This window comes from Streptomyces sp. NPDC042100 (assembly GCF_055582325.1).
On sequence record NZ_JBVJDK010000006.1, the window covers coordinates 342,112 to 360,100 of the forward strand.

The 17,989-nt window shown below is 74.7% G+C and carries 19 protein-coding genes; 11 read left to right on the top strand and 8 right to left on the bottom strand.

The genetic code is table 11. From position 1 onward, the window contains the following. Positions 1-17: 17 nt before the first annotated feature. From ACZ6J5_RS16215 to msrB, 4 genes are all read left to right on the top strand, one after another. Entirely contained in the window at positions 18-788 is a 771-nt protein-coding gene (locus tag ACZ6J5_RS16215; protein WP_469391858.1) for a pyrimidine reductase family protein, read from the top strand. A gap of 106 nt (positions 789-894) precedes the next feature. Next, entirely contained in the window at positions 895-1,365 is a 471-nt protein-coding gene (locus ACZ6J5_RS16220; protein ID WP_469391860.1) for an indole-3-glycerol phosphate synthase, read from the top strand. Positions 1,366-1,457: 92 nt separating this feature from the next. Continuing rightward, positions 1,458-2,858: a UDP-N-acetylmuramate--L-alanine ligase gene (murC, locus tag ACZ6J5_RS16225; RefSeq protein WP_469391862.1), complete on the top strand. Its 1,401-nt coding sequence runs from the start codon at positions 1,458-1,460 to the stop codon at positions 2,856-2,858. A 15-nt stretch (positions 2,859-2,873) separates the two neighbouring features. Continuing rightward, positions 2,874-3,281, top strand: coding sequence for a peptide-methionine (R)-S-oxide reductase MsrB (msrB, locus tag ACZ6J5_RS16230; RefSeq protein ID WP_469391864.1), 408 nt, complete (start codon positions 2,874-2,876; stop codon positions 3,279-3,281). Between the two features lie 51 nt (positions 3,282-3,332). Here msrB and ACZ6J5_RS16235 read toward each other — a convergent pair whose 3' ends face one another. Further along, positions 3,333-3,770, bottom strand: a complete 438-nt coding sequence (locus ACZ6J5_RS16235) for a Fur family transcriptional regulator (RefSeq protein ID WP_469391865.1) — start codon at positions 3,768-3,770, stop codon at positions 3,333-3,335. 206 nt (positions 3,771-3,976) lie between these two features. Here ACZ6J5_RS16235 and katG point away from each other — a divergent pair, with 206 nt between their 5' ends. After that, positions 3,977-6,202 (top strand): catalase/peroxidase HPI, encoded by a 2,226-nt coding sequence (gene katG / locus ACZ6J5_RS16240; RefSeq protein WP_469391867.1) that lies wholly within the window; start codon positions 3,977-3,979, stop codon positions 6,200-6,202. A gap of 45 nt (positions 6,203-6,247) precedes the next feature. On the opposite strand, the gene ACZ6J5_RS16245 is transcribed toward katG, so the two are convergent. Both ACZ6J5_RS16245 and ACZ6J5_RS16250 read right to left on the bottom strand, forming a co-directional pair. Next, the gene (locus ACZ6J5_RS16245; RefSeq protein ID WP_469391869.1) at positions 6,248-6,856 is read right to left on the bottom strand and encodes a hypothetical protein; all 609 of its coding nucleotides are present in this window, start codon (positions 6,854-6,856) and stop codon (positions 6,248-6,250) included. 13 nt (positions 6,857-6,869) lie between these two features. Next, positions 6,870-7,643, bottom strand: coding sequence for an SDR family NAD(P)-dependent oxidoreductase (locus ACZ6J5_RS16250; protein WP_469391871.1), 774 nt, complete (start codon positions 7,641-7,643; stop codon positions 6,870-6,872). A 211-nt stretch (positions 7,644-7,854) separates the two neighbouring features. On the opposite strand from ACZ6J5_RS16250, the gene ACZ6J5_RS16255 reads away from it, so the two are divergent. Further along, the gene (locus ACZ6J5_RS16255; protein WP_469391873.1) at positions 7,855-8,619 is read left to right on the top strand and encodes a dienelactone hydrolase family protein; all 765 of its coding nucleotides are present in this window, start codon (positions 7,855-7,857) and stop codon (positions 8,617-8,619) included. A gap of 91 nt (positions 8,620-8,710) precedes the next feature. Here ACZ6J5_RS16255 and ACZ6J5_RS16260 read toward each other — a convergent pair whose 3' ends face one another. Then, positions 8,711-8,923 (bottom strand): hypothetical protein, encoded by a 213-nt coding sequence (locus ACZ6J5_RS16260; RefSeq protein WP_469391875.1) that lies wholly within the window; start codon positions 8,921-8,923, stop codon positions 8,711-8,713. Between the two features lie 91 nt (positions 8,924-9,014). Beyond that, positions 9,015-9,407, bottom strand: a complete 393-nt coding sequence (locus ACZ6J5_RS16265) for a VOC family protein (protein WP_469392160.1) — start codon at positions 9,405-9,407, stop codon at positions 9,015-9,017. A 109-nt stretch (positions 9,408-9,516) separates the two neighbouring features. On the opposite strand from ACZ6J5_RS16265, the gene ACZ6J5_RS16270 reads away from it, so the two are divergent. The 5 genes from ACZ6J5_RS16270 (at position 9,517) to ACZ6J5_RS16290 (ending at position 13,641) form a co-directional block, all read left to right on the top strand. Continuing rightward, complete coding sequence (locus ACZ6J5_RS16270; RefSeq protein ID WP_469391877.1) at positions 9,517-10,152, top strand: nucleoside/nucleotide kinase family protein; 636 nt, start codon at positions 9,517-9,519, stop codon at positions 10,150-10,152. Between the two features lie 17 nt (positions 10,153-10,169). Next, entirely contained in the window at positions 10,170-10,748 is a 579-nt protein-coding gene (locus tag ACZ6J5_RS16275; protein WP_469391879.1) for an isochorismatase family protein, read from the top strand. Positions 10,749-11,017: 269 nt separating this feature from the next. Further along, complete coding sequence (locus ACZ6J5_RS16280) at positions 11,018-11,977, top strand: DUF1444 domain-containing protein (RefSeq protein ID WP_469391881.1); 960 nt, start codon at positions 11,018-11,020, stop codon at positions 11,975-11,977. Between the two features lie 35 nt (positions 11,978-12,012). Next, positions 12,013-12,414, top strand: a complete 402-nt coding sequence (locus ACZ6J5_RS16285; protein ID WP_469391883.1) for an FKBP-type peptidyl-prolyl cis-trans isomerase — start codon at positions 12,013-12,015, stop codon at positions 12,412-12,414. Between the two features lie 93 nt (positions 12,415-12,507). Beyond that, the gene (locus tag ACZ6J5_RS16290; protein ID WP_469391884.1) at positions 12,508-13,641 is read left to right on the top strand and encodes an aminopeptidase P family protein; all 1,134 of its coding nucleotides are present in this window, start codon (positions 12,508-12,510) and stop codon (positions 13,639-13,641) included. On the opposite strand, the gene ACZ6J5_RS16295 is transcribed toward ACZ6J5_RS16290, so the two are convergent. The 3 genes from ACZ6J5_RS16295 to ACZ6J5_RS16305 form a co-directional block, all read right to left on the bottom strand. After that, the gene (locus ACZ6J5_RS16295; RefSeq protein WP_469391886.1) at positions 13,610-14,974 is read right to left on the bottom strand and encodes a cytochrome P450; all 1,365 of its coding nucleotides are present in this window, start codon (positions 14,972-14,974) and stop codon (positions 13,610-13,612) included. The genes ACZ6J5_RS16290 and ACZ6J5_RS16295 overlap by 32 nt on opposite strands. A gap of 125 nt (positions 14,975-15,099) precedes the next feature. Beyond that, positions 15,100-16,851 (bottom strand): malto-oligosyltrehalose trehalohydrolase, encoded by a 1,752-nt coding sequence (gene treZ / locus ACZ6J5_RS16300; RefSeq protein WP_469391888.1) that lies wholly within the window; start codon positions 16,849-16,851, stop codon positions 15,100-15,102. A 92-nt stretch (positions 16,852-16,943) separates the two neighbouring features. After that, positions 16,944-17,987 (bottom strand): GNAT family N-acetyltransferase, encoded by a 1,044-nt coding sequence (locus ACZ6J5_RS16305; protein ID WP_469391890.1) that lies wholly within the window; start codon positions 17,985-17,987, stop codon positions 16,944-16,946. Between the last annotated feature and the right edge of the window lie 2 nt (positions 17,988-17,989).

Genomic DNA, 17,989 nt, shown 5'->3' on the forward strand with positions numbered 1-17,989 from the left:
CATGTCAGACTGCGGGGATGCGACGCCTGTTCCCTGTGACGGACATGACAGCCACGGACCCGGACGGGGAGTGGACCCTCGACGAGCTCGCCGACGCGTACGCGTACCCCGCGGAGGCCGCCTCCGGTCCCTGGCTGCGGGCCAACATGGTCTCCTCCCTCGACGGGGCCGGACAGCACGACGGGCGCTCCCAGCCGCTGTCCTCGGACGCCGACATGCGGATCTTCGGGACCCTGCGGGGCCTGGCCGACGTGATCGTGGTCGGCGCCGAGACGGTCCGCCAGGAGGGGTACCGGCCCGCCCGCGCGCGGGAGGCCTTCGCGGCCCGCCGGGCGGCGGCGGGGCAGGGGCCGGCGCCGGTGATCGCGGTCGTGACCGCCTCCCTGGACCTGGACTTCTCGCTGCCGCTGTTCACCTCCCCGCTGGTGCCGACCCTGGTCCTGACCGGCGCGGAGGCGCCCGCCGACCGGGTGGCGGCGGCCCGCGCCGCCGGGGCCGAGGTGCTGGTGGCGGGGGAGGGGCGCGGGGTCGAGCCGGAGCGGGCGGTGGCGGTGCTCGCGGAGCGCGGGCTGCGGCGCCAGCTGACCGAGGGCGGGCCCCGGCTGCTCGGGCAGTTCGTGGCCGCCGGGGTGCTGGACGAGCTGTGCCTGAGCCTGTCGCCGACGATGACGGCGGGGGGTGCGCAGCGGATCGCCGGGGGCCCCTCCGTGGAGGTTCCGCGACGGTTCGCCGTCGTGTCGGTGCTGGAGTGGGACGGCTTCCTGTTCACCCGCTACCGTCGGATCTGACAATCAGCGGAATTTGTCGTTCCGCTTTGCGTCGGCTGGGCACACTTACTCACGCAATCCCCGTGCGGGCACGGGGAAGGATGGTTTCCGCAGAAGGGCTCCTGAGGTGTTCACAAGCGTTCTGATGATCGAGAAGCCCCTGACGGCCGTCGACGTGGACTTCGTCACCACGCTGCACGGCGATGAGGGCGTCTCCTTCATCGTTCTGATGCAGCCGCGCGGTGACCAGGCCGATGTACTGCTGCGCGCCATCGACGACGTGGCCATGGGCGAACTGAAGGAGGCGGCCCGCGAGGGCGAGGAACCGGAGGGCAGGGACGCCCGCAAGCCGGCCGAGCAGGCCCTGGAGCACTCCCTCCAGGCGCTGAGAGCGGCGGGCTGCGAGGCGGTCGGACAGGTGGTCGAGGACCATCCCCTGGACAAGATGAAGTCCGTCGTCGAGGAGGCCGAGGCCGACGAGGTGATCGTGCTGACCGCCCCGCACTACGTGGAGGAGTTCTTCCACCGCGACTGGGCCTCCCGGGCCCGGCACAAGGTCGGCGTGCCCGTCCTGAAGCTCTTCGCGCACAGCGAGTAGCCGCGCGCCGTCGGGGCGGGCGTCCCGGGACGCCCGCCCCGACGCACTAGGCTGGAGCCTTCCAGACAGACGCACCCCGGGGAGAGATCCGCATGGCACCCGCCATCCCTGCCGCCATGGAACGGCCGCACTTCATCGGCATCGGCGGTGCCGGAATGTCGGGCATCGCGAAGATCCTCGCCCAGCGCGGCGCCAAGGTCGCCGGCAGCGACGCCAAGGAGTCCGCGACCGCCGAGTCCCTGCGCGCCCTGGGCGCCACCGTGCACATCGGCCACGCCGCCGAGCACCTCGCCGAGGACGCCTCCGCCGTCGTCGTCTCCAGCGCCATCCGCGCGGACAACCCCGAGCTGGCCCGCGCCGCCGAGCTCGGCATCCCGGTCGTGCACCGCTCCGACGCGCTCGCCTCCCTCATGGACGGCCTCGGCGCGATCGCCGTCGCCGGCACCCACGGCAAGACCACCACCACCTCCATGCTGGCCGTCGCCCTCACCGAGCTCGGCCTCGACCCCTCGTACGCCATCGGCGGCGACCTCGCGGGCCCCGGCACCAACGCCCGGCACGGCGACGGCGGCCTCTTCGTCGCCGAGGCCGACGAGAGCGACCGCAGCTTCCAGAAGTACGACCCCCAGGTCGCGATCGTCCTCAACGTCGAGCTCGACCACCACGCGAACTACGCCTCCATGGACGAGATCTACGAGTCCTTCGAGGCCTTCGCCGCCAAGATCCTCCCCGGCGGCACCCTCGTCGTCGGCGAGCACTCCGGCGCCCGCGAGCTGGCCCGCCGGGTCGCGGGCCGCGAGGACCTGCACGTCGTCACCGTCGGCGAGTCCGAGGACTCCGAGGCCCGCATCCTCAAGATCGTCCCCAACGGGATGAAGAGCGAGGTCACCGTCGCCCTCGACGGCGCCGAGCACACCTTCACGGTCTCCGTGCCCGGCCGCCACTACGCCCACAACGCCGCCGCCGCCCTGGTCGCCGGCTCCCGCGCGGGTGTCGACCCGGCCGAGCTGGCGCAGGCCCTCACCGCGTACACCGGGGTCGGCCGCCGCCTCCAGCTCAAGGGCGAGGCCGCCGGCGTCCAGGTCATCGACTCGTACGCGCACCACCCCACCGAGATGACCGCCGACCTGGAGGCCATGCGCGGCGCCGCCGGGGACGCCCGGCTGCTGGTCGTCTTCCAGCCGCACCTCTTCTCCCGCACCCAGGAGCTGGGCCGGGAGATGGGCGAGGCCCTCGCGCTCGCCGACGGCTCCGTCGTCCTCGACATCTACCCGGCGCGCGAGGACCCGATCCCCGGCGTCACCAGCGAGCTGATCGTCGCCGCCGCCCGCGCGGCCGGCGCCGAGGTCGCCGCCCTGCACGACAAGGACGCCGTGCCGGAGGCCGTCGCGGGAATGGCGAAGCCCGGCGATCTCGTTCTCACCATGGGCGCGGGCGACGTGACGGACCTGGGTCCGCGGATCCTGGCCCGCCTCGACGAGTCGGCGAAGTAGCGGAGGAGCGAGCTCATGGCGTACGAGGTCGAGAAGACGGACGCGGAATGGCGGGACGAGCTGTCCCCGGCGGAGTACCAGGTGCTCCGGCAGGCCGGCACCGAGCCCGCGTTCCGCGGTGAGTACACGGACACGAAGACCAAGGGCGTCTACTCCTGCCGGGCGTGCGGCGCCGAGCTCTTCACCTCCACCGAGAAGTTCGAGTCGCACTGCGGCTGGCCGAGCTTCTACGACCCGAAGGACACCGCCGCGGTCGAGCTGATCCCCGACACCTCCCACGGCATGACCCGCACCGAGGTCCGCTGCGCCCGCTGCGGCTCGCACCTGGGCCATGTCTTCGAGGGCGAGGGCTACCCCACCCCGACCGACCAGCGGTACTGCATCAACTCGATCTCGCTGCGGCTGGAGCCGGCCGAGAGCTGAGCGCGCCACCAGAAGAGTCCTGGCGAAGGGCCCCCGGAAGGGGGCCCTTTCTCATGCCCGCTCCGGATCCTCCGCATCCTCCGCGCACTGCGGACACAGCCCCCGGTAGGTGACCTCCACCGCCGTCACCGTGAAGCCGAAGCGGTCCGCGTCCGCGAGCCCCGCCAGCGGGTCCCCCTCGGGGCGCACGTCCCGGACCGCCCCGCAGCCCGAGCACACCAGGTGCTGGTGGGCCTCGTGCGCGTTCGGGTCGTAGCGCTTGGCGCGGCCCACGCTGGAGACCTCCAGGACCTCGCCGAGCGAGACGAGCTCGCCCAGCGTGTTGTACACGGTCGCGCGGGAGATCTCGGGCAGTCTCGCGGTGGCGCGGGCCAGCACCTCGTCGGCGGTGAGGTGGATGTGCTCGCCGGAGAGGACCTCGGCGACCACCCGGCGCTGTGCCGTCATCCGCCAGCCCCGTCGGCGGAGCCGCTCCAGAAGATTGCTCATGGTCACCAGCCCTTGCAGCGCTCGGTCGGCGCGAGTCAGCGCCGGTGCGGCGCGAGTAATCCGTACGGGTCCGGTTGTCGTATTGACTTGGACTGAGTCCACCATAGGATCGACTCCAGTAGTAGCCAAGAGGGTGTGCGCCGGTCACACCGACGCCTCAGCAGTTCCCGAGCTCCGTGATCCGAATGGTTCGGAAGGAAAGACCGATGTCTGAGCAGAAGCACGATCCGCTTGTCACCGAGGACGAGGCGGCGGCGCAGGGTACGGGCGGCTGCCCGGTCGTCCACGGCCGCGCCGCGCATCCCACGCAGGGCGGTGGGAACCGTCAGTGGTGGCCGGACCGGCTCAACCTGAAGATCCTCGCGAAGAACCCCGCCGTGGCGAACCCGCTCGGCGAGGAGTTCGACTACGCGGAGGCGTTCCAGGGCCTCGACCTCGCCGCCGTCAAGCAGGACATCGCCGAGGTGCTCACCACCTCGCAGGACTGGTGGCCGGCCGACTTCGGCAACTACGGCCCGCTCATGATCCGCATGGCCTGGCACAGCGCCGGCACCTACCGGATCAGCGACGGCCGAGGCGGCGCCGGCGGCGGCCAGCAGCGCTTCGCCCCGCTGAACAGCTGGCCGGACAACGCGAGCCTGGACAAGGCCCGCCGCCTGCTGTGGCCGGTCAAGAAGAAGTACGGCAAGGCCATCTCCTGGGCCGACCTGATGGTGCTCACCGGCAACGTCGCCCTGGAGACCATGGGCTTCGAGACCTTCGGCTTCGGCGGCGGACGCGTCGACGAGTGGGAGCCCGACGAGGACGTCTACTGGGGCCCCGAGACCGAGTGGCTCGGCGACGCCCGCTACACCGGCGACCGCGAGCTGGAGAACCCCCTCGCCGCCGTCCAGATGGGCCTCATCTACGTCAACCCCGAGGGCCCCAACGGCAACCCGGACCCGATCGCCGCCGCCCGCGACATCCGCGAGACCTTCGCCCGCATGGCGATGAACGACGAGGAGACCGTCGCCCTCATCGCCGGCGGCCACACCTTCGGCAAGACCCACGGCGCCGGCCCCGCCGACCACGTGGGCGCCGACCCGGAGGCCGCGCCGATCGAGCAGCTCGGCCTCGGCTGGAAGAGCACCTACGGCACCGGCGTCGGCAAGGACGCCATCACCTCCGGCCTCGAGGTCACCTGGACCGAGACCCCCACCCAGTGGGGCAACGGCTTCTTCAAGAACCTCTTCGAGTACGAGTACGAGCTCAGCAAGAGCCCGGCCGGCGCCCACCAGTGGGTCGCGAAGAACGCCGAGGCGGTCATCCCCGACGCCTTCGACGCGTCGAAGAAGCACCTGCCGACGATGCTCACCACCGACCTGTCGCTCAAGCTCGACCCGGTCTACGAGCCGATCTCGCGCCGCTTCTACGAGCACCCCGAGCAGTTCGCCGACGCCTTCGCCCGCGCCTGGTACAAGCTCACCCACCGCGACATGGGCCCCGTCGTCCGCTACCTCGGCCCCGAGGTCCCGAGCGAGGAGCTGCTCTGGCAGGACCCGCTGCCCGCCCGTGAGGGCGAGGCGCTCGGCGCCGCCGACCTCGCCTCCCTCAAGGAGAAGATCCTCGGCTCCGACCTGTCGGTGACCCAGCTGGTCTCCGCCGCCTGGGCCGCCGCCGCCTCCTTCCGCGGCAGCGACAAGCGCGGCGGCGCCAACGGCGGCCGCGTCCGCCTGGAGCCGCAGCGCGACTGGACCGCCAACAACCCGGACGACCTGGCCCAGGTGCTGCGCGTCCTGGAGGGCGTCAAGGAGTCCTTCGACGCCGCCGGCGGCGCCCGGGTCTCGATCGCCGACCTCGTCGTCCTCGCGGGCAACGCGGCCGTCGAGAAGGCCGCGAAGGCGGCGGGCGTCACCGTCGAGGTCCCGTTCTCCGCGGGCCGCGTCGACGCCTCCCAGGAGCAGACGGACGTCGAGTCCTTCGCCGCCCTGGAGCCGCAGGCCGACGGCTTCCGCAACTACCTGGGCAAGGGCCAGCGCCTCCCCGCCGAGTACCTCCTCGTCGACAAGGCGAACCTGCTCACCCTGTCCGCCCCGGAGATGACGGTCCTCGTCGGCGGCCTGCGCGCGCTGGGCGTCACCCAGCCGGGCACCTCCCTCGGCGTCCTCACCGAGACCCCGGGCACCCTGACGAACGACTTCTTCGTCAACCTGCTCGACCTGGACACCGCCTGGCAGTCCGTCTCCGACGACCAGACCACGTTCGAGGCCCGCGACGCCTCCGGCGCGGTCAAGTGGACCGGCACCCGTGCCGACCTGGTCTTCGGCGCCAACGCCGAGCTGCGCGCCGTCGCCGAGGTGTACGCCTCCGACGACGCCAAGGAGAAGTTCGCGGCCGACTTCGTCGCCGCCTGGGCCAAGGTCATGGACCTGGACCGCTTCGACCTGAGCTGAGCCGCCGACGGCCCCGCCCCGGACACACCGTCCGGGGCGGGGCCGTCAGTGCGCCCGCTCCAGGTGGGCGTCGACGGCGTCCGACACCGCACGCAGCGCGGCCCGGTCCGCCCAGGACAGCCGCGCCCGCAGCCCCTCCGGCCCCGGGAACAGCGCCCGCGCCCGCTGGGCCTCCCCGCCGTACCCGGCCGCCAGCTCCGCGCAGTACGGATGCTCGGCCTCCAGCAGCGCCCCGACGCGCTCGCCGGGCGGCCCCGGCTCGTCCATCAGCACCGCGTCCAGCCCGAACAGCAGCGGGAACACGCGCGGGAACTCCCAGCCCTCCAGGGGCAGCTCCGCGAAGTCCGCCGCCCCGGCCCGGTCCCGCGCCCGCAGCGCCCCCGCGAGCGCCCGCAGGAACTCCGCCGGATCCGCCTCGCCGGCGGCCCGCGCCACCCGCTCCCGGAACGCGGCGGGCGCCCCGCCCAGCCCGTCCGCGGCCAGCTCCAGCGCCCCCGCCGCCGCGTACGGCGAACAGTTCCAGAACGCCAGCGCGTCGCCGCGCAGCAGCCGCACGTACCGCCCCAGCTCGGCGTCCAGCTCCAGCCGGCCCGCCGACTCCCGCACCGACACCGCCAGTTCGAGCAGCCGGACCACCGGCCCGTCCGTGAACACGCCCCGCACCTCCTCAGTGGACGGAGAGCCCGCCGTCCACGAACACCGCCTGCCCCGTCACGTACCCCGAGGCCCGGCTCGCCAGGAAGACGGCGGCCCCCTCGAAGTCCTCCGCGAGCCCGTTGCGCCCGACCAGCGTCCGCGCCGCGAGCTCCGCCACCTTCACCGGATCCGAGCTCAGCCGCGCGTTCAGCGGCGTCATCACGAAGCCCGGCACCAGCGTGTTGCAGGTGACACCGTACGGCGACCACGCCTCCGCCTGCGAGCGCGCCAGCGACTCCAGCGCCCCCTTCGACACCCCGTAGGCCCCCGACTGCACGAACGCCCGGTGCGCCTGCTGCGAGCTCACGTGGATGATCCGCCCGAAGCCCCGCTCGGCCATCTTCGGCCCGAAGCGCTGCCCGAGCAGGAACGGCGCCTCCAGGTTCACGCCCATCGTCCGGTCCCAGACCTCGTCCGAGAGCTCGGACAGCGGCGGACGCAGGTTGATCCCCGCCGAGTTCACCAGGATGTCCGGCTCCCCGAACACCTCCACGGCCGCCTCCGCCGCCGCCCGCACCCCGTCCCGGGTGCCCAGGTCCCCGCTCACCCACGCCGCCGTCAGCCCCTCGGCCGCCAGCTCGTCGACGGCCGCCTTCAGCTCCGCCTCCCGGCGCGCCACGATCACCACGGACGCGCCCGCCCGCGCGAGGGCCCCCGCGATCGCCCGGCCGATCCCCGAGCTGCCGCCGGTGACCAGGGCGGTCCGGCCGGCCAGGGAGAACAGCTCGTCCAGGTACGTGCGCATAGCGGTGTTCCTCGCATCTTCCGTGAGAGACCGAAACCCCTTGGTGCCGCGCGGCCGACGGCTGTTACGGTGGAGACGGCCGTGTGAGAGACCGAGGAGGTGGTACCCGTGAACGCTACATCGACATGGGTGCTCCCCTCAGGGGTCACGGTCGGGCGCTAGGCAGGGCGTCCGGGAGCGCCGATTCCACGCACTCCCGAAAGGCACCGCCATGCGCGTCGCCCCCTCCCCGCACTTCACCTCCGAGCGCCGCCTCGACGACGGCGTCCTCGAACGCGCCTTCCTCCTCGACGGCATCCCCGGCTTCCTGTGGACCCCCGAGGCCACGCCCGGCACCACCGCCCCCGCGCCGCTCGTCCTCATCGGCCCGCCGCCCCTCGGCCTGCCGAAGGCGTACGCCCGCCTGGCCGGACGGGCCCGGCACTACGCGGCGGAGTACGGCTTCGCCGCCGCGACCATCGAGCTCCCCGGCAGCGGCGACCGCCCCCGCTGGGAGGCCGCCGAGCAGGCCCGTGCCGCCCTGCGCCGGGCCATCCAGGCCGGCGAACCGGTCGGCCCCGACCTCGTCGACGCGCTCGTCCTCCCGCTGGTCGAGAGGGCGGCCCCGGAATGGCGGACCGCCCTCGACGCCCTCCTCGCCCTCCCCGGCATCGGCGGCCCGGTCGGCTACGAGGGCGGCCTGGTCTCCCTCGGCGTCCGGCTCGCGGCCACCGAACCCCGCATCGTGGCCGCCGGTCTCTTCGCCGGCAGCCGGATCCCCGCCGCCGTCGTCGAGGAGGCCCGCACGGTCACCGTCCCGCTGTTCGTCCTCCTCCAATGGGACGACGAGGGCAACGACCGCCAGGAAGCCCTGGACCTCTTCGACGCCTTCGCCTCCCGGGAGAAGACCCTCCACGCCAACCTCGGCGGCCACACCGGCGTCCCGGCCCACGAACTGGACGCCGGTGCCAGGTTCTTCGCGCGGCACCTGAGGTGAGGTGACGGGCGCTGACACCCGGTGAGGCCCCGGACCCGGTCCGGGGCCTCACCGGGCCGCGCGTCATGCCGCGCCCAGCGCCTCCGCCGGGTCAGCCGGGCCGCGCGGCCCGCCGGGCAGAGCCCGGCGGGGAAGCCCCGGGCGCGGCGGCGGGCGCGGCGGCCGGGGCCGGGGGTGCGGCCGGGCCCGGCGGCGGTTCCTGCGGGATCTGCGTGGTCAGCGTGGTCTGGGCGCCGCCGGTGCCGCTCTTCGAGCGGGCGCCCCAGGAAGCCGCGTCGACCATCTCCCGGTACGGGACGCTCATCCCCTCCCCGCGCGAAGTCGGCCGCAGGGCGGGCCGGGTGGCCGGATCCGCCCGGTGCGCGTCCGAGGGGTGAGACCCGCCGGTCCGGGGTTCAGGCCCCGGCCGGCTGGAGCAGGTCCCAGCGGTTGCCGTACAGGTCCTCGAAGACCGCGACGGAGCCGTACGGCTCGTGGCGCGGGGCCTCCAGGAACCGGACGCCCTCGGCGGTCATCCGGGCGTGGTCGCGGGCGAAGTCGTCGGTGTGCAGGAAGAAGCCGACCCGGCCGCCGGTCTGCGCGCCGACCGCCGCCCCCTGGGCCTCGTCCTTCGCGCGGGCGAGCAGCAGTCCGGTGCCGCCCGCCCCGCGCGGGCGGACGACGACCCAGCGGGTGCCGTCGCCGCGGTCGGTGTCCTCGGCGAGCTCGAAGCCGAGGGCGCGGGTGTAGAAGTCCACGGCCTCGTCGTAGTCGCGGACGACGAGGGTGACCAGCGCGAGGGCGGGCAGGGCGGGCGGGGACGGCTGGCCCGGCTGGGGGGCCGGGACGGAAGGCTCGGTCATAAGGGCAACGTAATACGTATGACGACGGCAGTGCCAACGGGCGCGCGGTGCGAGAATGCCCCGCATGGACACGACGGGACACGAACAGCTCGACCGGCGGGCGGAGGCACTCGCCGACGCCGGAGGGCGCCGTCTGCTCGGCATCGCGGGACCGCCCGGCGCCGGCAAGTCCACCCTCGCCGCCCGCCTGGCCGCCCGGCTCGGCGACCGGGCCGTGCTGGTCCCCATGGACGGCTTCCACCTGGCCCAGGCCGAACTGGAGCGGCTCGGCCGGGCCGGCCGCAAGGGCGCCCCCGACACCTTCGACGCCGCCGGGTACGCGGCGCTGCTCCTCCGGCTGCGCGCAGCCGAGCCCGGCACCACCGTCTACGCGCCCGCCTTCGACCGCGCCCTGGAGGAGCCCGTCGCCGGATCCGTCGCGGTGCCGCCCGAGGTGCCGCTGGTGATCACCGAGGGGAACTACCTGCTGCACGACGAGGGCCCCTGGGCCGCCGTGCTGCCGCTGCTCGACGAGGTCTGGTACCTCGACCTCGACCCCCGCGTCCGGGTGCCCCGGCTCGTCGCCCGGCACGTCCGCTTCGGCAAGGACGAGGAGGCCGCCCAGCGCTGGGTCGCCCGGTCCGACGAGGCCAACGCCCGCCTGGTGGAGGCCGGGAGGGGCCGGGCCCACCTCGTGGTGCCCGGCGACTGACCCGTACGGTGGGCCGCATGACCCATGTGCCGGCGCTCCTCGTCATCGACATGCAGAACGCGCTCGCGGAGATCGCCCACCGCGGCCCCGAGACCATCGCCGTGATCGCCGGACTGCGGGCCCGCGCGCGGGCCGCCGGGGTCCCCGTCGTCACCGTCCAGCACCAGGGCACCCCCGGCGGCGAGCTCGCGCCCGGCACGCCCGGCTGGCGGATCGTCCCCGAACTCGCCCCGGAGGAAGGGGAGCACGTCATCGCCAAGACCACCGCCGACGCCTTCCTCGACACCGGGCTCGACACCGCGCTGACCGCCCTCGGCGTCACCGAACTCCTCGTCACCGGCTTCGCCACCGAGATCTGCGTCGACACCACGGCCCGCCAGGCCCTCAGCCGCCGCTACGACCTCGTCCTCGTCGCCGACGGGCACACGACCTCGGTGCGCGGCGCCGAGGGCCCCTACGCCGAGCCCGACCGGTCCGTCGCCCACCACAACGAGATCTTCCGCCACCTCGACTTCCCCGGCCGGGGCATCCGCGTCCTGCCCGCCGCCGAGGTCGACTTCACCGCGCCGGAGCCCGCCGTCCAGCCCGCCGTCTAGAGCGCCCGCGCACGCCGGGTCCGGCGGCGGCCGGGACCTCCGACCCGGTGGCCGTGCCGCTGCTCGCGCCGCGCCTGGTCCATCGGGTCGAACTGCTCCGCCCGGCCGGTGAACCCGGCTGTCCGGACGCCGAGTTGGCCGCCCGACTCGGTGCCCCGGCACCGGCCAGTCGCTAGGCTGACCCGCACGGCACGGCACGGCACGCACGGAACACACGGCACGGCACGCACGGCACGGATGGCGGACACGGCGACGAGAGGCGGACGGACGTGGGGTGGTTCCGGCGAGGGCCCAGGAGGGACGACGAGGACGCGCCCAGGGACCCGGCGTTCTCGTACCTCTCCGAGCGCGAGGCCGCGCTCTTCCGAGGCCGGGTCCGCGAGGCCTTCGCGGAACTCGGCCTCGAAGTGACCGTCTACGCCGACGCCGTCACCGACGACTCCGGGCGCCGTTTCGGCCTCGGCACCCTCGCCGCCGTCTGCCACCAGGACCCGCGCGGCACCCACGTCTGGCCCGGGCTGGTCCGCCGGCACGTCCGCCTGTGGGTGCGCGCCCTGGACGGGCCCTCGGCCCTGGACACCCTGCCGCCCGAGCAGATCCGCGCCCAGCTCTACCCGAGGGTGGTCAGCGCCGAGGGCATCGACCCCGGCACCTTCGGCTACGCCCGCACGGTCGCCCCCGGGCTCTACGAGGTGCTCGCGCTCGACCTGCCGGAGAGCGTGATGACCCTCACCGACGAGGCGCTGGAGCGCCTCGGCGATCCCGCCCGGCTGCGCGAGCGGGCCCTGCGCAACCTGCGCGACCTGCCCGTCGAGGGCCACGAGACCGTCAAGGACGCCGACGGGATGCGCTTCGAGGTCGTCCTCGGCGACTCCTTCTACACCGCCAGCCGCGTCCTCGACCTCGACGCCGTCGTCCGCCGGGTCACCGGCCGGCCGCTCGGCGAGGACGGGGCGCTGGTCGCCCTGCCCTTCCGGCACCAGCTCGCCTTCCACCCCATCCGCGACACCAGCGTCGTGCCCGCGCTGGGCGCGATGGCCTCCTTCGCCGCCTCCGGCTACGAGGACACGCCCGGCGCCATCAGCCCGTACGTCTTCTGGTGGCGGGACGGCACGCTCACCCAGCTCAGCGAGCACGCGGAGGAGGACGGGCAGCTCCGGATCGTGGTCGGCGACGACTTCCAGGACCTCCTGGAACGGCTCATCGTGCGCCACCCCGACGGCCCCTGAGGACCGCCCCGGCGATCCTGGGTAGCGTGGGCCGCATGAACAGCACAGACGGCGGCGCGCACGAACCGACCAGGCCCGAGATCGCCCGCCCGGAGGGCCCCGCGCCCACCGAGCTGACCGTCCGGGACCTCGTCGTCGGAGACGGCCCCGAGGCCCGCCCGGGCAATGTCGTCCGGGTCCACTACGTGGGGGTCGCCTTCGCGTCGGGCCGGGAGTTCGACGCCTCCTGGGACCGGGGCACGCCCTTCAAGTTCGCCCTCGGCGGCGGCCGGGTCATCAAGGGCTGGGACCGGGGCATCCGGGGGATGCGGGTCGGCGGCCGGCGCGAGATCACCGTGCCCCCGCGCCTCGGCTACGGCGACGCGTCCCCCACGCCCGCGATCCCGCCGGGCTCCACGCTCGTCTTCGTCGTGGACCTCCTCTCGGTCGCCACCTGACGCACCGGCGGCCCCCGGCCCCCGGGTCGTCCGGGGTCGCGCCCGCCCCGGGGGCCGGGCAGGATGGCGTACGTCGCGAGGAGGAGACCGCCCATGCCCGAGAGCACCGCGCCCACGCCCTTCACCGCCGAGGACTACCGGGCCAGGATGGCCCGCGCCGCCGACTCCGCGGCCGAGGCGGGACTCGCCGGGGTGCTCGTCGCCCCCGGTCCCGACCTGGTCTATCTGACCGGCTACCAGCCCACCGCGATCACCGAGCGGCTCACCGTCCTCGTCATCGCCCCCGGCCGCGACCCGGTGCTCGTCGTGCCCACCCTGGAGGCCCCGGACGCCGCGAAGGCCGTCGGCGCGCCCGCGCTGACCCTGCGCGACTGGACCGACGGCAGGGACCCGTACGCCGTCACCGCCCCGCTGCTGGACGCCTCGGGGCGCTTCGGCGTCAGCGACAACGCCTGGGCCATGCACCTGCTCGGCCTCCAGCGGGCGCTGCCCGGCAGCTCGTACGTCTCCCTCACCCAGGCCCTGCCGATGCTGCGCGCGGTCAAGGACGCGCACGAGCTGGCCCGGATCGCCGCCGCCGGGGCCGCCGCCGACCGGGCGTACGGCGAGATCCTCATGGTGCGCTTCGCGGGCCGGAAGGAGACCGAGGTCGCCGCCGACCTGGCCCGGCTGCTGCTGGAGTTCGGGCACTCCCAGGTCGACTTCACCGTCGTCGGCTCCGGGCCCAACGGCGCCAACCCGCACCACGAGGCCGGGGACCGGGTGATCGAGCACGGCGACATGGTCGTCCTCGACTTCGGCGGGCTCAAGCACGGCTACGGCTCCGACACCACCCGCACCGTCCACGTCGGCGAGCCGACCGACGAGGAGCGGCGCGTCCACGACCTGGTACGGGAGGCCCAGCAGGCCGGGTTCGAGGCGGTCCGCGCCGGGATCGCCTGCCAGGACGTCGACCGGGCCGCCCGCGCGGTCATCGCCGACGCGGGCTACGGCGAGTACTTCATCCACCGCACCGGCCACGGCATCGGCGTCACCACCCACGAGCCGCCGTACATGATCGAGGGCGAGGAGCGGCCGGTCGTCCCCGGCATGTGCTTCTCCATCGAGCCCGGTGTCTACCTGCCCGGCCGCTTCGGCGTCCGGATCGAGGACATCGTGACCCTCACCGAGGACGGCACCGGCCGCCGCTTCAACGTCACTCCCCGGGAGATGGCGATCGTCGAGTGACCGCCCGCAGCCGCAGGTCGCGCATCTCCAGCGTCACCGAAGGCGCCAGCCGGCCCGGGTGACCGGCCACGGACTCCAGCCGCCAGCGGCTCGCGACGGTCGCCAGCACCAGGCTCGTCTCGATCATGCTGAAGGTGTCTCCGACGCACTTGCGGGCGCCCAGCGCGAAGGGCAGGAAGGCGTGCCGGGGCGGCTGCGGGCGCTCCGGGTCCCAGCGGTCCGGGTCGAAGCGGGTCGGGTCCGGATAGAGCTCGGGCCGGTGGTGGATCAGATAGGGGCTGTACGCGACGCTGGTGCCGCGCGGCAGCCGGTGGCCGCCCAGCTCCGTGTCGGCGGTGACCGCCCGGGTGAAGAACCAGCCCGGTGGGCGCAGCCGCAGCGTCTCGGTGACGATCCGCCCGGTCAGCGGCAGCCTCGGCAGGTCCTCGTGGGTGGCGGGCGCGCCGTCGAGGACGGCGTCCACCTCGGCGTGCAGCCGCTGCTCGACCTCGGGGTGCCGGGCCAGCAGGTCCAGCGCCGAGGTGAGGGTGGCGGCGGTGCTCTCGATCCCGGCCAGGAAGAAGGAGACCACCGTGTCGACGATCTCGGTGCCGCTCATGCCGGGCCGCCCGTCCTCCGGATCCTCCGGGTCGTGCGCCGCCACCAGCGCCGAGAGCAGGTCGCCGTAGTCGGTGGGGTCGGCGCGGCGCGCGGCGATGACCTCCTCGACGGCGGCGTGCAGCCGGGTCCGGGCGCCGAGGTGGGCGCGGTTGCCGGGGAGCGGCAGCCGGTCCAGCGGCGGCACCATGAGCATCCGCCGGTAGAGGCTCTGGACGACGGTGGTGACGTCGCCGAGGAGCCGTCCGTGGGCGGCCGGGGACAGGGCGTCGGAGAACAGTGTGGCGGTGGCGATGGCGGCGCTGACCCGCAGCATCTCGGCGGGCACGTCCAGGACCTGGCCGGGGCGCCAGGCGTCGGTCGTCTCCCGGGTGCGGTCGGTCATCGCCCGCGCGTAGTCCGGGAGCCGGCCCGGGTGGAAGGCGGGCTGGGACAGCCGCCGCAGCCGCCGGTGGTCCTGGTGCGGGCAGGAGATCACGCCGTTGCCGATCACCTCGCGCAGCCGGTCGTAGAGCGGCCCGCCCTTGTCGAACGTGCGGTCGTCGAGCAGCGCCTGCCGGGTCAGCTCCGGGTCGCAGATCACGACGACGCCGATCGGGCCGAGCCGGACGCGGACCAGCTCCCCGAGGGCGGGCAGCGCGGTCAGGAAGGCCAGGGGGTCCCGCAGCAGCGGCACCACGTGCCCGAGCAGGGGCAGGGCGCGGGGAGCGGTGGGGATCGAACGGAAGTCCTTCATGCCGCACGTGTCTAGCGGGAGCGGCCGCCCCGTCCCCGCACGGCGCGGGAAACGGCAGGTCAGGCCCGGTTCACCCGGGCCGCCACGGGTTGACGCCGCAGCGCGCCGGGGCGGGCCTCGGCCGCTCACCCGTCCGTGAGGACCACCGCCGACTCGGCGGGCAGGCGCAGCACGCCGTCCGGGCCCGGCGGTTCGGTCCGCTCCCAGGCGGCGAGGACCCGGTCGCGCCCGTGGGAGCCGAGCGGGAGGCGGGCCGGCGTCCCGGCCAGGTTGACCGCCACGCGGACCTCGCCGCGCCGGAACACCAGCCAGCGGGCCTCCTCGTCGAAGGCGACCTTCACCCCGGCCAGGTCCGGGTCGGTCAGGTCCGGGAGGGTGCGGCGCAGCGCGATCAGCTCCCGGTACCAGGTCAGCAGCCGCTTGTGCGGCTCGCGTTCGCGCTCGGAGCGGTCCAGGACCGAGCGGTCGCGGGTGGCGGGGTCCTGCGGGTCGGGGACGTCCTCCTCGGCCCAGCCGTGCGCCGCGAACTCCCGGCGCCGGCCCCGCCGTACGGCCTCGGCGAGCTCGGGGTCGGTGTGGTCGGTGAAGTACATCCAGGGGGTCCCGGCCCCCCACTCCTCGCCCATGAACAGCATCGGCACCGAGGGGCCGGTCAGCACCAGCGCCGCCGCGCAGGCGAGCAGCCCGGGGGAGAGGGAGGCCGCGAGGCGGTCGCCGGTGGCCCGGTTGCCGATCTGGTCGTGGGTCTGGGCGTAGCCGAGGAAGCGGTGTGCGGGGGTGCGGGCCCGGTCCACCGGGCGCCCGTGGTGGCGGCCCCGGAAGGTGGAGTAGGTGCCGTCGTGGAAGAAGACCCGGGTCAGGGTCTTGGCCAGCGCGGCCATCGGGGCGCGCGCGAAGTCCCCGTAGTAGCCCTGCGACTCGCCGGTCAGGGCGGTGTGCAGGGCGTGGTGGAAGTCGTCGTTCCACTGCGCGTGGAGGCCGAGTCCGCCGGCCGGGCGGGGGGTGGTGGTGCGCGGGTCGCCCGCGTCGGACTCGGCGATCAGGAAGTGCTGCCGGCCCTGCTCCCTGGCGAGCTCGTCGACGGCCGCCGACAGCTCCTCCAGGAAGGTGAGCGCCCGGGTGTCGGCGAGCGCGTGCACCGCGTCCAGCCGCAGCCCGTCGATCCGGTAGTCCCGCAGCCAGGCGAGCGCGCTGCCCAGGAGGTAGGCGCGGACCTCGTCCGAGCCGGGCGCGTCCAGGTTGACCGCCGCGCCCCACGGGGTGTGGTGGGTGTCGGTGAAGTACGGGCCGAAGGACGGCAGGTGGTTGCCGGACGGGCCCAGGTGGTTGTGGACCACGTCGAGGACCACGCCGAGGCCGAGGCCGTGCGCCGCGTCGACGAAGCGCTTGAGCGCCTCGGGCCCTCCGTACGGCTCGTGCACCGCCCACGGCGCCACCCCGTCGTACCCCCAGCCGCGCACTCCGGGGAAGGGGCACAGCGGCATCAGCTCCACATGGGTGACGCCGAGCCCGGCGAGCTCCCCGAGCCGGGCCGCCGCCGAGTCCAGGGTGCCCTCGGGGGTGAAGGTGCCGACGTGCAGCTCGTACACCACACCGGCGCGCAGCCGCAGCCGGGGGGCCGTGTTGCGCCAGGTGTACGCGTCGTGGTCGACGACCGAGGCGAGGCCGTCCGGGCCGTCGGGCAGCCGCCGGGCCCGGGGGTCGGGCAGCGTCGGGCCGCCGTCGAGGGAGTAGCCGTAGCGGTCGCCGTCGGCCGCCGGGGCGACGCCGCTCCACCAGCCGGGCCGCTCGGCGTCCCGCTCCAGCGGGTGGCCGGTGCCGTTCAGCTCCAGCGTCACCCGGTCACGGGCCTGCGGCGCCCACACCTCGAACAGCACGGGAGGGTCCCCTCGTCGAGGGCGCGCGGACACCGGAGGCCGGCTCCGCCGTCCGCGCGCCCGCGTCCACGGCTACGGGACCATCCTGGCAGTCAGGAGGCCGGTCCGCCCGGCGCATCGGCGATCTTGCCGGGCCCGTCGTCGCCGTCGTGGGCCGCGTGGCCGGAGTGGTGGTCGTGGTTCTCTTCGGCCGGCCGGTCCCACACGTAGTTGACCGCGCGCTCGAAGGTCGCGTACCCCGTGCGGGCGAAGGAGTTCGCCATGGGGACGTTGCCGAGGTCGGTGGCGGCCCGGATGCGGGGCACGTCCTCGGCGGCGAGGACCCGGGTGCCCTCGGCGAGCAGGTCGTCGATGTAGCCGTGGCCGCGATGGGCGGGCAGCACGCCGATGTACGCGATGATCGGGTGGTAGTTGTTGCGCGCGGGGACGACGAAGCCGACCGGCTCCCCGGTGCCCGGCAGCTCCGCGATCCGCCACCACGCGCGGGGCGTGGAGTAGTGCGCGAGCTCCTCGTCGTAGTGCAGCTCGGCCGCCTCGCGCGGCGAGAGGCCGGAGGCCAGGTCGGCCCGGCCGTGCGCGTCGAGGGTGCCGTCCATGACCGGGGTCATCAGCGCCAGCAGGTCCTCGCGGTCCCGGACCGGCCGGAACGCCAGCCGCCCGGTGGGCGCCGGCACGGGCGTGCCCGCCCGCCACTCCAGCCGCAGCCGCTCCACCAGCGGGCGGGCGCCCGAGGCGGTCAGCACGCCGAACAGGGCCTCCAGGGCCGCGCGGGTCTCCGGGACCTCGCGCCAGTCGGCCGGGATGAAGCGGCCGTACTCGGGGCGCGGGGCGCCCGCCGGGACGACGGCGGCGGTCGCCGTCTCCAGGAGGCGCAGGCCGATCGCGGCCGCCTCCTCCGCCGGCAGTGCCGGGTCCAGGTCGAAGAAGTCGAGCGCCTGCGGGCCGGCGCCCTCCCTCCCGGTCCACCAGGCGATCCGCCCGAGCAGGCGGTCGCCGTCCAGCGCCACCCACATCCAGTCGGGGCGGCGGCGGCCGGTGGCCAGGTCATCGGCGAGCTCGTGGTCGAGCACGTAGTCGAGGCCCTGGAAGAGAGCGAGCTCGTCGGGTCCGGCGAGCGGTCGAACGGTGTACGTCATGT

What these genes read in the sequence shown, in the direction of transcription:
- ACZ6J5_RS16215 (WP_469391858.1), top strand. Translation starts at nt 18, where the DNA reads ATGCGACGCCTGTTCCCTGTGACGGACATGACAGCCACGGACCCGGAC.
- murC (WP_469391862.1), top strand. Translation starts at nt 1,458, where the DNA reads ATGGCACCCGCCATCCCTGCCGCCATGGAACGGCCGCACTTCATCGGC.
- msrB (WP_469391864.1), top strand. Translation starts at nt 2,874, where the DNA reads ATGGCGTACGAGGTCGAGAAGACGGACGCGGAATGGCGGGACGAGCTG.
- ACZ6J5_RS16235 (WP_469391865.1), bottom strand. Translation starts at nt 3,770, where the DNA reads ATGAGCAATCTTCTGGAGCGGCTCCGCCGACGGGGCTGGCGGATGACG.
- katG (WP_469391867.1), top strand. Translation starts at nt 3,977, where the DNA reads ATGTCTGAGCAGAAGCACGATCCGCTTGTCACCGAGGACGAGGCGGCG.
- ACZ6J5_RS16250 (WP_469391871.1), bottom strand. Translation starts at nt 7,643, where the DNA reads ATGCGCACGTACCTGGACGAGCTGTTCTCCCTGGCCGGCCGGACCGCC.
- ACZ6J5_RS16255 (WP_469391873.1), top strand. Translation starts at nt 7,855, where the DNA reads ATGCGCGTCGCCCCCTCCCCGCACTTCACCTCCGAGCGCCGCCTCGAC.
- ACZ6J5_RS16260 (WP_469391875.1), bottom strand. Translation starts at nt 8,923, where the DNA reads ATGAGCGTCCCGTACCGGGAGATGGTCGACGCGGCTTCCTGGGGCGCC.
- ACZ6J5_RS16270 (WP_469391877.1), top strand. Translation starts at nt 9,517, where the DNA reads ATGCCCCGCATGGACACGACGGGACACGAACAGCTCGACCGGCGGGCG.
- ACZ6J5_RS16275 (WP_469391879.1), top strand. Translation starts at nt 10,170, where the DNA reads ATGACCCATGTGCCGGCGCTCCTCGTCATCGACATGCAGAACGCGCTC.
- ACZ6J5_RS16285 (WP_469391883.1), top strand. Translation starts at nt 12,013, where the DNA reads ATGAACAGCACAGACGGCGGCGCGCACGAACCGACCAGGCCCGAGATC.
- ACZ6J5_RS16290 (WP_469391884.1), top strand. Translation starts at nt 12,508, where the DNA reads ATGCCCGAGAGCACCGCGCCCACGCCCTTCACCGCCGAGGACTACCGG.
- ACZ6J5_RS16295 (WP_469391886.1), bottom strand. Translation starts at nt 14,974, where the DNA reads ATGAAGGACTTCCGTTCGATCCCCACCGCTCCCCGCGCCCTGCCCCTG.
- ACZ6J5_RS16305 (WP_469391890.1), bottom strand. Translation starts at nt 17,987, where the DNA reads ATGACGTACACCGTTCGACCGCTCGCCGGACCCGACGAGCTCGCTCTC.